The 11,947-nt window shown below is 59.7% G+C and carries 11 protein-coding genes; 2 read left to right on the top strand and 9 right to left on the bottom strand.

Translation table 11 applies throughout. From position 1 onward, the window contains the following. Positions 1 to 83: 83 nt before the first annotated feature. The 9 genes from mutS to sppA all read right to left on the bottom strand — a co-directional run bounded on the left by mutS (position 84) and on the right by sppA (position 10,462). Positions 84 to 2,735, bottom strand: coding sequence for a DNA mismatch repair protein MutS (gene mutS, locus ACQZ40_RS01490; protein ID WP_448747374.1), 2,652 nt, complete (start codon positions 2,733 to 2,735; stop codon positions 84 to 86). 190 nt (positions 2,736 to 2,925) lie between these two features. Further along, positions 2,926 to 3,807: a l-ornithine N(alpha)-acyltransferase gene (gene olsB, locus ACQZ40_RS01485; protein ID WP_065654580.1), complete on the bottom strand. Its 882-nt coding sequence runs from the start codon at positions 3,805 to 3,807 to the stop codon at positions 2,926 to 2,928. 94 nt (positions 3,808 to 3,901) lie between these two features. Beyond that, complete coding sequence (locus ACQZ40_RS01480) at positions 3,902 to 6,148, bottom strand: ATP-binding response regulator (protein WP_448747262.1); 2,247 nt, start codon at positions 6,146 to 6,148, stop codon at positions 3,902 to 3,904. Positions 6,149 to 6,203: 55 nt separating this feature from the next. Next, positions 6,204 to 6,692 carry a signal peptidase II gene (gene lspA, locus ACQZ40_RS01475; protein WP_078051339.1) on the bottom strand — a complete coding sequence of 163 codons (489 nt, stop codon included), beginning with the start codon at positions 6,690 to 6,692 and terminating at the stop codon, positions 6,204 to 6,206. After that, complete coding sequence (locus ACQZ40_RS01470) at positions 6,692 to 7,552, bottom strand: TrmH family RNA methyltransferase (RefSeq protein ID WP_271044851.1); 861 nt, start codon at positions 7,550 to 7,552, stop codon at positions 6,692 to 6,694. Before ACQZ40_RS01470 ends, lspA begins: the two co-directional genes overlap by 1 nt. Further along, positions 7,549 to 8,682 (bottom strand): class I SAM-dependent methyltransferase, encoded by a 1,134-nt coding sequence (locus ACQZ40_RS01465; RefSeq protein ID WP_271044850.1) that lies wholly within the window; start codon positions 8,680 to 8,682, stop codon positions 7,549 to 7,551. Before ACQZ40_RS01465 ends, ACQZ40_RS01470 begins: the two co-directional genes overlap by 4 nt. A 93-nt stretch (positions 8,683 to 8,775) precedes the next feature. After that, positions 8,776 to 9,117: a LapA family protein gene (locus ACQZ40_RS01460; RefSeq protein WP_065654584.1), complete on the bottom strand. Its 342-nt coding sequence runs from the start codon at positions 9,115 to 9,117 to the stop codon at positions 8,776 to 8,778. A gap of 62 nt (positions 9,118 to 9,179) precedes the next feature. After that, complete coding sequence (locus ACQZ40_RS01455; RefSeq protein WP_219256707.1) at positions 9,180 to 9,506, bottom strand: integration host factor subunit beta; 327 nt, start codon at positions 9,504 to 9,506, stop codon at positions 9,180 to 9,182. A gap of 2 nt (positions 9,507 to 9,508) precedes the next feature. Beyond that, complete coding sequence (gene sppA, locus ACQZ40_RS01450; RefSeq protein ID WP_271044968.1) at positions 9,509 to 10,462, bottom strand: signal peptide peptidase SppA; 954 nt, start codon at positions 10,460 to 10,462, stop codon at positions 9,509 to 9,511. Between the two features lie 234 nt (positions 10,463 to 10,696). On the opposite strand from sppA, the gene lptC reads away from it, so the two are divergent. Both lptC and ACQZ40_RS01440 read left to right on the top strand, forming a co-directional pair. Continuing rightward, the gene (gene lptC / locus ACQZ40_RS01445) at positions 10,697 to 11,362 is read left to right on the top strand and encodes an LPS export ABC transporter periplasmic protein LptC (RefSeq protein WP_448747261.1); all 666 of its coding nucleotides are present in this window, start codon (positions 10,697 to 10,699) and stop codon (positions 11,360 to 11,362) included. Between the two features lie 13 nt (positions 11,363 to 11,375). Continuing rightward, on the top strand, positions 11,376 to 11,939 hold the full coding sequence (locus ACQZ40_RS01440) for an LptA/OstA family protein (protein ID WP_003503784.1): 564 nt from the start codon (positions 11,376 to 11,378) through the stop codon (positions 11,937 to 11,939). Positions 11,940 to 11,947 lie beyond the last annotated feature (8 nt).

Genomic DNA, 11,947 nt, shown 5'->3' with positions numbered 1-11,947 from the left:
CATGTCCTGTGGGAGATCCCACCACTTGCGATGGGAGTGTCCTATAGCGAGTTTTAAAGGCGATGGACAGGCAGTCTATCCTCTTAAGCCTTGCCAAGTTCTTTCTTCAACGTATAGAGCGCGTCCAATGCCTCACGCGGCGTCATTTCGTCGGGGTTGAAGCCTTTCAGAGCTTCCTCCAGCTTCGATGGTCCGGCCTTGCGGGTTTCCTCGCGGCGAACCGCGATCTGGAACAGCGGCAGATCGTCGATCAACTGGCTCGCCGGGTTCTTGCGGTCGGCATCTTCAAGCTTCGTCAGCACTTCGCGGGCGCGCTCCACCACCGAGGCAGGCAGGCCCGCAAGCCGGGCCACCTGAATCCCATAGGAACGATCCGCAGCACCCGGTCCGACCTCGTGCAGGAAGATGACGTCACCTTCCCACTCCTTCACCCGCATCGTGGCATTGGAAAGGCGGCCGAGCTTTTCCGACAGCACGGTCAATTCGTGGAAGTGGGTAGCGAAGAGACCACGGCAACGATTGACCTCATGCAGATGCTCCACCGCCGCCCAGGCGATGGAAAGACCGTCAAAAGTTGCGGTGCCCCGGCCGATCTCGTCCAGAATGACCAGCGAGCGATCCGTCGCCTGATTGAGAATGGCGGCCGTTTCCACCATTTCCACCATGAAGGTCGATCGGCCGCGCGCCAGATCGTCCGATGCGCCGACACGGGAAAACAACCGATCGACGACACCGATATGGGCGGCTTCCGCCGGAACGAAGGAACCGATCTGCGCGAGGATGGCGATCAGCGCATTCTGGCGCAGGAAGGTGGATTTACCGCCCATATTCGGGCCGGTGAGCAGCCATATCGCGCCGTTCTTACCACCGTTGACGGCTGACAGATCGCAATTATTGGCGATGAAGGGTCCGGCAGACTGCCGCCGCAACGCCTGCTCCACCACCGGGTGCCGCCCGCCCTTGATCGCAAAGGTCATGGAGGCATCAACAATCGGGCGGCAATAGGCCTGTTCGGTCGCGAGATAAGCAAGGCTAGAGGCGACATCGATCACGGCGAGCGCCAGTGCGCCGGCCTTGATCGCTTCCGCCTGCTGTACCACAGCCCTGACCATGCGTTCGAAGGCTTCCAGTTCCATGGTCAAAGCCTGCGCAGCGGCATTGGCGATGCGGCTTTCGAGATCGGCAAGCTCGGTTGTGGTGAAGCGCATGGCGCCTGCCATGGTCTGGCGGTGGATGAAACGGGCCTTAGCCTCGTCCGTCGCTATCATTACATCGGCATTGCCGGCCGTGACCTCGATAAAATAACCCAGCACATTGTTGTGCTTGATCTTGAGCGACTTGATGCCGGTCTCATCGGCATATTTCAGTTGCAGCCCGGCAATCACCCGGCGCGACTGGTCGCGAAGCGCCCGCACCTCGTCGAGTTCGGGATTGGCGCCTTCACGCAGGAAACCGCCATCACGCTTCAGAAGCGGGAGATCGTCGGCAAGCATCGAGCCGAGCATGGCTTCGAGACCGCCGGGCAGGGCTTTTAAATCGGCGAGCGCCGCCGCCAGCTCGTCCGGCAACAATCCCTGATCGAGAATGGCGGCAATCCTCTCGGCAGAAGCCAGCCCCTGCCTGATGGCGCCGAGATCGCGCGGGCCGCCGCGCTCCAGCGCAAGACGGGAGAGCGCACGCGGCATATCCGCAACCTGTTTCAGCGCATCACGCAGGCCGTCACACAGCGAGACGTCATCGATCAGATAGGCCACGGCATCGAGGCGAGCGTTTATTTTTTCCGGGTCGGTCAAGGGCGACATCAGCCGCTCGGCCAGAAGCCGCGCGCCACCGCCTGTTACCGTACGGTTCAGGGCATGCAGCAGCGATCCGTCCCTTTCGCCCGACAGCGTCTTCACCAGCTCCAGATTGGCGCGGGTGGCGGGGTCGATGAAAAGGGTCGAAGCGGCGCTTTCGCGCTCCGGCGCACCGAGTGGCGGGCGCTCGGCGATCTGGGTCTTTTCGACATAGGCAACGGCAGCGGCGGCGGCCGCCATTTCCACCCGCGAAAAGGTGCCGAAGCCGTCCAGCGTCGAGACGTTGAAATAACGCGCGATGCGCCCTTCCGCCGTGGCGCTGTCGAAGAGGATCGCCGGCTGCGGCACCGCCACGCGGCCAAGCACATCGAAGACCGGCCGCAGTTCCTCGTCATGGAAGAGGCTGTCGGCGACGATCAACTCGCGCGGATCGATGCGCCAGATATCGGCCAGAAGCCGCGTCAGCGTGGTTTCCGCCAGACGGAAGACGCCGGTGGAAATATCGATCCAGGCGAGCGCAAACTGCGCTTCGGCGCTGCCGCGAATGCGGGCGAGCGCCATCAGATAGTTGGATTCCGTCGGCGACAGCAGTTTTTCTTCGGTCAGCGTACCGGGCGTGACAAGCCGCACCACATCACGCTTGACCACGGATTTAGAACCGCGCTTCTTGGCTTCCGCCGGATCTTCCACCTGTTCGCAGACGGCAACGCGATAACCGCGCAGGATCAGTTTCTGCAGATAATCATCCGCCGCATGGACGGGGACGCCGCACATGGGAATATCGTGACCCATATGCTGGCCGCGTTTCGTCAGCGTGATGCCCAGAGCGCGGGAGGCTTCGACCGCATCGTCGAAGAACAATTCGTAAAAATCGCCCATGCGGTAAAACAGCAGCGAACCGGGATTGTTCGCCTTGATCTCGATATATTGCTCCATCATCGGAGTGGCCGTCGCGCGGCTCTCTTCCGAGATCAGGGAAGCGGTTGTCAGAACGTCCGTCAATGGTCTGCCGATGTCATATCGTGTTGCGGAAAAGAAGGGCCGACACTAGCGGCAATCTCCACCTCAATACAACACGCGCGGGAACGCTGCCCACAGGAACATCCCGCCCGGCTGCGCCGAAACTCGGTCAGCCGTTGATGCGCTCGGCCTCGCCGCCATAATAGCTGATGTAACGGCCGGCGATGGACGAAACCGGCAGGACTACGAGGACGTCTGTGGTATTGAAGGCATGGTCCACGACCGCGCCGGAGCCGAACATGGCGCCGAGGCGCATATAGCCTTTGATCAGCGGCGGCATGGCGTTCAGCGCCTTGCGGGCGTTGAGCGCCTCTGCCGGCACAAGGTCCATCTCATGATAAAGCTCGGGAAGGGCGGAAGCTTCCCACTCACCCTTGGCCACGCAATTATGGTGCAGGAAAGACAGGGCAAGCGCGTGGGCTTCCGGCTGCACGCCGGGGAAGGAGGCGCAACCGATCATGGCATCCATGCGGTGTTTCACGGCATAGGCCCAGTTGCCCTGCCACAGAAGCTCGACGGTGCGTTTGGTGCGATATTCGGGCAGCACGCAGGAACGGCCAAGCTCCATGAAACGCTTGCCCGGATGGCGCGCAACGAGACCGGCGATGTCGAATTCGCTGGCGGAATAAAAACCGTTATTGGCAAGCGCGATTTCCTGCCGCAGCAGGCGATAGGTGCCGACGATCTGGTCTTCGCTGTCCCCTTCGATCGCCTTGTCGAGCACGAGCAGATGGTCGCAGACGCTGTCCCAGGCGTCGATGTCGCGCTTGCGGCGCATGGCTTCCGCGGGAAGCCGCGCCTTCATTTCCTCTACGAAAACCCGGTAACGCACGGATTGTGCGGCATCGATCTCGCGTTCATTTCTGGCGAGCCGTGTTTCCAGCGTGCCGATACGGCCGAAAAGACCCTCATTGTCCTGAGCTGCCTCGGGACGAGGATGAATGACAACATTGTTTTCACAAATGTCGTGATTGAGGATTTCGGCAACCATGGGGAATCGCTCCGCCACCAAAGAATTTTCCTGTCATAAATCACTAATTGACGACAGAATAGTGACAAAATGCCGCCAGCGCGAGTCTGTCAAGTTATGATAGCGACAGGCGTTTCGCCTCCAGCAGACGGCGAATTTCCTCAACCAGCCGTCGCGGGTCGGCAGGCTTGGTCAAAACCGCACCGACACCGGCCCCAAGCAGGATTTCGGCAGTCGCGTCACTTGCATCTGCGCTGAGCACGATGACGGGAATATTTCTTTCGCCCTTCAGCTTATGGAGAAGGTCGGGAAGCACATCGAGCCCCTCGCCGCCCGGCATGTTGAGATCGGAGACGATGAGATCAGGCAGGCGGGTTGCGCCCGGCTCCACAGAAAGCCGCAACGCCTCAAAATCCTCGACAGCGCGGACGATATAGCCGCTTTTTTCCAGAACGACGCGGATGATGCGCTGATTGACGGCATCGTCTTCGGCCACGAGTATCTCGATACCGCTCGCCCCTTCCGCCACCCGCGAGGAAAATCCCACATCCGGGTGGTTGTCGTTGATGGCGTCGCGCCTCTCAATGCCGCGCAGACGGCCGCACAGGACGTCGATCAGGGATTTTTCCCGCAATGGCCGGATCAACCAGGCATCGAAGGCCACATGCATGGTCGACGGCCGCTCTTCGGGGCTGACCAGCAGCGTGCGGCGGACATTCTGTTGCGGCCAATCCTTCAGGGCGTCCCTGAAGAGCGGCGAAATGCGCCGGTCGACGATGATATCGGTAAGGTCGGCCGCTCGCGTGGCAGAACCCTTCCTCAGCTTTTCCAGATCCTCAGGCTGATGGATGAGAGTGCATTGACCGCCGAAAGCCTCGATCGCCTCCATCGTCACCGCCGCCGCGACGCCCTTCGGTGCGATGAGCAGGACATTTGTATGCCGCAGGCAATGACGCCGTCCCGGATCCGCCATTTCGGCAGGCGCACCCGCCGGGCGAAACGCCAATTTGAAAGTGCTGCCCTTGCCCTTGCGGCTGGAAACCGTGAGGCGGCCGCCGAATTCCCGCACGATACGGGCGGAAATCGCAAGTCCAAGGCCGGTGCCGGCGCTTCGCTGCGACAACGGGCCCGCCTGTTCGAATTCCCCGAAAATACGGGCCTGTTCCGCCCGGCTCATGCCCGGGCCGGTATCCTCGACGGCAATGTGCAATTCGTCGTCGGCCATGCGCGCCCGGATGACGACGCCGCCTTCCTGCGTGAATTTGACGGCATTGCCGAGGAGATTGAAGAGGACCTGACGTAGCCTCGCCGGGTCGAAATCGAGATGATCGGGCACATTCGGCGCAACGAAGGAGGTGATTTCTATGCCTTTTTCATGGGCGCGATGGGCCAGCATCTCGACGATGCTCTCGATCAGCCGGCGCAGGTTTTCCGCGCGCGGATTGAGCCTGAAGCGGCCGGCCTCCATGGTCGAATAATCCAGCAGATCCTCGACAAGCTGCACCAGCGACTGGCCGGATTGCCGCATGCCATCGAGATAATTTCGCTGCTCCTCGTTGAGCCTCGTCTGCGACAAAAGATGGTTCATGCCCAGCATACCGGAGAGCGGCAGGCGGATTTCATGGCTTACGGTGGCAAGCAGCCGCGCCTTTTCGGCATCGGCCTTTTCGGCGCGCAGCCGGGCGTCCTCGCGCTCGCCGAGAGCAAGCCGCTCTTCGGTCACGTCTCGGGCGATGCTGCTGATGAGGAGACGGCTGCTTGCCAGATCGCGGGTCACGACATCATGCCAGGAAAAGATGCGCTGACCGAACGGGGTTGCGATCTCCACATCATAGGCATGGACCTTGTCGCCCGGACGGAAAGCGATGCCGATTTCCTCGCAGCTCAGCCCTTCGGGCGCCGCACAGCCGGTCATTTCGCGAAAGACCCGGTTCGCTTCGACAATGCGCCGGTTCATGTCACGGATCACGACGATATCGCCCATGAATTCCTGCATCTCTGCAATCAGCGAGCGGTTTTGCGTTTGCCGCAGCCGAAGATCGGAATCCGTAGCCCGCACGGTGGGCAGATGGAAAGATTCATCAAAGAGCGTATAGAGCAGGACACCGACGAGAACCGCGCCAAAAAACGTCGCCAGCGCAACGGTAACCGCATAAGGCACAGCAAGCGCGATCAGGGCTGCGGAAAAAGCCCCGACCGATAACGACGCGGCGACATAGAGCGCAATCGACCTGGTATCGGTCGCATGTTCTTCATCAGCATGGCGCGTTGTTGCCTCGACACGATCCGCCGGCTGCGCCGCCGTCGCGGCCAGGCCCAGCTCGTCTGAAACCTTCTGCCGAAGTCTTGCCAGTTCGCTCATAGGCAACCGCTACCACGGCAGCGGTTTTGATATGTTTGGCTGAAACCCTAAAATTTTACTTTTTAGCCGTCCGAGCGTGCAAAAACTCGTCGAGAATGACGCAGGCTGCGCCGATGGTTATGAAACTGTCAGCCAGATTGAAGACCGCGAAAGACCATGTCTGCGTATGAAACAGGATATAGTCGATGACATGTCCATAAAAAAAACGGTCGAGCAGATTGCCGGCAGCACCTGCGATAATGAAGGCAAAGCCTAGATGGGCAAAGGTGCGGTCCGCCGCCGTCTTGCGCCACAGCCACAAGACGAAGACCACGATGACGAGCCGCATGCTGACGATGAACCAGCCATGCATGTCCTCCAGCATCGAAAAGGCCACGCCGAGATTATAGGTGCGGTAAAGCGCCAGGAACGGGGCAACGGGAACCATCTCCTGCAGCGGCAGATAGGCTTCGACCAGCTGCTTGACGATCTGGTCCAGCACGAGTGCGGCGACGATCAGCGCGAAGGCCGGGCCGAATTTCGAGAACAAAGCCGCTTTGGGCATTACGTCACCGGTGCGAGTTCGAGGAGATGTCGCCGTGCTTCAAAAAGCATGACGGCGGTTGCGATGGCGAGATTGAGGCTGTCGGCGCGGCCCTGCTGGGGAATGCGCGCGAGCTGGTCGGCCTTGCCGGCGAGTTCCGGCGGCAGGCCGGATTGCTCATTGCCCATCAGGAGCACGACCGGCTTTCCGGCATAGTCGATCTTTCGATAGTCAACCGAGCCGGCCAGATGGGTGGCGACGACGCTGACCTGCGCCGATTTTTTCCAGGACAGGAATTCCTCGACCGACGCGCGGGCGACGGGAGTTGCGAAAACCGACCCCATGGTGGCGCGCACCGTTTCCAGCGAAAACGGATCGGTGCAATCCCCGACGAGAATGACGCCTGAAGCACCCGCCGCATCAGCCGTGCGGATGATGGTGCCGAGATTGCCGGGATCGCGGACCCGGTCGAGCGCGATATAGGTCTCGCCCTTTTCCGGGCGGATATCCTTCAGCGCCTTCCATTTCTGTTCGAAAATGCCGACGACCATCTGCGGATTGTCGCGGCGGGTGATCGAGGCGATAACCTTTTCGCTGACTTCGAGCACCAGACCGCCCGATGCGACAGTCGTCACCGCCGCCTGCTCCACCAGCGGCTTGCCCTTGGCGGCCTTGGCATAAACCAGCGTCTTGATCGTCCAGCCGAGTTCAAGCGCGTCGATGACCAGCTTCAGGCCTTCCGCCATGAAGGTGCCGGTCTCTTCCCTGCCCTTTTTCTGGGTGAGCGCCTTGATATCCTTGATGATGGGATTGGCAAGGCTCGTCACTTCCTTGACCTGGCCAACCCGGCGCGTGGTGTTTTCGCGCATATCTTTCATCATTTCGGCTCCCAGCGGCTGAACAGCGATGTGGAAAGCACACGGCCCGGCGTCTTGCCATCAAGCCCGGCTTCGCGAATGACCAGTTCGCCGGACGCGACGACGCCACCGGCGCCGCGCATGGTTTCACGCATCAGTTCATGCATCGAATAAAAGCTGGCCCTGATCGAATAGGCCGTCAGCACAAGGCCGAGCGCCTTGGGCGACAGGATTTCGCGGCAGATATCGAGCATCAGCGGCAGATGGTCGAACAATTGCCAGACCTCGCCATGGGTGCCGCGGCCGAATTTTGGCGGGTCGGTGAGAATAATGTCGTATGTGCTGCCGCGACGTTCCTCGCGCTGGATAAACTTCATCGCGTCTTCGCAAATCCAGCGGATCGGCGCCTGTTCAAGCCCGGCAAGTGCCTGATTTTCCTTCGCCCAGCCAATCGCCTTCTTGGAGGCATCCACGTGGGTGACTTCAGCGCCTGCGGCCGCCGCGACCAGCGACGCGACGCCGGTGTAACCGAAGAGGTTCAGCACTTTCAGCGGACGGTCGGCGGTCTCGACGGCATTTTTCAGCCATTCCCAATGGACGATCTGTTCCGGAAAGACGCCGACGTGACGGAAAGCGGTGAAACGGCCAAGAAAGTCGACCCCGAGCAGGGAGAGAGGCCAGGTTTCACCCAGAGCCGCCTTGGGGAAACGCCAGCGCCCCATACCGTCCTCATCCGTGTCGCCGGTAAAGACGGCATCCGCATTCTGCCACACACGATCAGGAACGGAAGGCTGCCACAGCGCCTGCGCCTCGGGACGAACGACGCGGTAGTCACCGTACTGTTCGAGCTTCAGGCCGTTGCCGCTGTCGATCAGGTGAAAATCACCCGCGCCGCTCGATTCCAGAATGACTGGAACCTGTTCTGCCGGCAGTTCACCGGTGCGCTGCATAAGCGCGCGCGCAGGAACCTGTTCAACGGGGGCCGCTACGACGGTCTTTTCCTTCGGCGCGGCTTTCTGCACGTTGCGCACTGCATCGGGCTCGCGCTTTTTCGGCGTGGCATCCGCACGGCGCGCCGGCTTTGCGGCATGGACCTGTTTTTTATCGCTCCCGGCGCGCGCGCGATTGCCCGGCCGGCTGTCTTTTTTCTTCAATGGAAATCTTTCCGCTTCTGCCCGCGTCTTATTGCGCCAGCAAATAGCATTCCGAACGCCGCTCGACTAGAGCCGGAGCGACTGTCGGCACCATCACTTTGCCGGGAGTTGGCCCGCATGCGGCAGCTGCCCGGTTGCGGCCGCCTTCTGGCGGTTCGCCTCATCGTGCCAGCGAACGGCTTCTTTGGCCTCGATACGGGCGCGTTTGCGATGTTTGCCCTGGGCGAACCATGTGGCCGCCGATCCCAGCAGCACACCGAAAATGACCGCCAGAAACAGGAATACGAAAAACGGTGCGGTGAAGGACAGAACGCCATCTTCCGGTCGGAATGGATTGAGCGCCAGCGTCACGGATTGACGATTGGCCACGCACAGGATGACGAGAATAATCGCCAGCGGAAGCAGGATGATGAGGTTGATGATTTTTTTCGACATCCGAGAATACTCCATCGCTGCGGGGCTCCGCTCGCTCCGTTTCCGGCGCGGGCTGAGGACGATCAATCGTCCTCTTCGTCACCCATGCCGGGGTTCAGGCGCTCGCGCAGTTCCTTGCCCGTCTTGAAGAAAGGCACCCATTTTTCCTCGACGAAAACCGACTCACCCGTGCGCGGGTTCCGACCGGAACGCGACGGACGGTTTTTCACCGAAAATGCGCCGAAACCACGAAGCTCGACACGATTTCCTGCCGCCAGGGCGTCGGTGATTTCATCCAGCACCGCATTGACGATGTTTTCCACGTCACGGTGATAAAGGTGCGGGTTACGCGCAGCAACGATCTGCACCAGTTCAGACTTGATCACGGTTGCCCCCTGAAAGAATTGGATTTTTAACGCGGCTCAACCTGCCAAACGGAAACAAGACCGTCAAGAAACAACTTGTCCGTACCGAGCTGGCCGGGGCCTGCGAAGGGAATTAAATCGTCATATCCCAGAAACTTCGCTATTTGCGCAACACTGAAAACCGCAAAAGGCGAGCGGGATGATGGCGCACGCCATTCGACGATCGGCAAATCCTTGGCAACACCGCGTGTTTCGAAATAGGCGCGAATTTCCTTTTCGCCTCCAAGCGTATCGACCAGCTTGTTGGCGAGCGCCTGCCTGCCGGTGAAAATCGATCCATCCGCCAGTTTCAGCACGTCTTCGCGCGGCAGCTTGCGGCGATCGGCCACAAGATCGACGAACCAGCCGTAGCTGTCCATTACCATGGCGCGGATCATCGTCTTCGCTTCCTCCGGCGCCTCGTGGAACGGCGAAGGCTCCGCCTTCATCGGCGACGACTTGATTTCCTGCAACGAAACGCCGAGCTTTTCCATCAACGGGCCAAGCTGGGGGTACTGAAAGATCACGCCGATCGAGCCGGTTATCGAGGTCTCGCCGGCGACGATGACATCGCCTGCCGATGCGATCATATAACCTGCCGAAGCAGCGAGCGTGCGCACATCCGAGACAACCGGCTTCTTTTCCGCAACGCCACGAATGGCCTTGAAGATGCGCTCACCGCCATAGGTGGTGCCGCCTGGCGAGGAAATCGACACGATCAGCCCTTTGACGTTCTCGCTCTTGGCGATCTTGTCGAGCCGCTCGAGAAGTTCGGTATTGTCGGTGATCAGGCCGGAGACCTCGACGCGGGCAATATGGGGCTTCGCGCTTTGCTGCGGTCCATCCCATAAAAACCGGTAAAGACCGAAAGCGCCGGCGACAAGTAGGAGAACGGCGGCAATCCGCCAGAAAGTCAGCTTGCGGCGCAACCGCCTGCGATCCGCTATCGCCATGTTGTCCATAAAAACCTCTGTCATCCGCTTTTGCGCTTCAGGCCATATGGTTCTTCTAACGCGAAGCCGCAAGGAAACAATAAGGAAACCAGAATTACGATAAAATTCGCATTTCCCTTGCACCTCTCCAGACAAAAACCATATTGGCAGGACAAAGCACTCATGCCAAAGACATTTAGATAGAGACACAAGCTTCGATTGTGCGCCACAATGGCGCCCTAGAAGCATTCCGGACCCACTCTTATGCTCGAAAGACTCCGCGAACCCGCGCCAGCATTTTCGCTGCCCAATGACCAGAACGGCGCCTATGACACCGCGCTGCGGCATTCTGCGCGCGTAAAGCGGCTGAAAATCATTCTGCCGCTTTACGCGGCAATCATTTCGCTCGCCTTCATCGCTGTTTCGGTTATCCGAACCTGGGCGCCCGATGAGGTCTCTCTGGAGAGCGCGCGAATTGAAGACGGCAAGATCGTGATGGAAAAACCCGCTGTTGCCGGCCGCAACGAGAAGGGGATCGATTATTCCATGAACGCCGACCGTGCGTTGCAGGACATCGCCAACCCCAATCTCATGACGCTTGAGAAGGTTCTGGCGGCAGTGCCGGTGAACGACAGTGTCGCGCAGGTGATCGCCCAGGAAGGCATTTTCGACCGGGCGACCAACAAGCTGAAGATGACCGCCCCTTTTGACATCAATCTCAGCAATGGCATACAAGCGAAGTTCCAGTCTGCGGATGTCGATCTGAAGGCCGGAAAAATGAGCAGCCAGGAGCCGGTTTCGATCAAAACAAACGACGGCTCGATTGTTGCGCAATCGATTGACATCGCCGATAATGGCAAGACAATTACATTTTCGGGGCAGGTACGGGCACGTATCGCTGCATCCAATATCAAGAATGAAGGCAAGTGAGAGCCCGGTCCAGATGATGCAAATTTCCCGTCCCGTTTCCCTTGGCAAATCCGCCGGCCTTGCAGCCGCAGGCCTTGTCTTTTCCTGTCTTGCAACTGTGGCTTTCGCCCAGAACACCACCAGCAACATGCAGGGCGTCAAGCTCTCAGGCGACCAGCCGATCGCGATTGAAAGCGATCAGCTCGAGATTCGCGATCAGGAGCGCAAGGCCTATTTCACCGGCAATGTGAAAGTGGTGCAGGGAACGACCACCCTTCAGGCCGGCAAGATGACCGTGAATTACAAGGGCGAGGGTTCTTCGCTCACCAGCGGCGACGCCAATATCGAAAAAATCTTCGTCGACAATAATGTCTACCTGACGTCCGAGACCCAGAAGGCGACGGCCGATCACGGCGAATTCGACATGGCGGCGCAGACCTTCATCCTGACCGGCAAGCAGGTCGTGCTGTCCGAAGGCACGAATGTCTTCACTGGCTGCAAGCTCACCGTTCTGATGAATACGGGACAGGCCAAGCTGGAAAGCTGCGGCGGCCCTGTCCGGATCATGCTCGATCCGAAATCGCAGAAAAAACAGTAGTCTTTCCT

Source organism: Agrobacterium sp. 16-172Ci, assembly GCF_053522725.1.
This window is presented reverse-complemented; position numbering and strand designations above follow the sequence as displayed.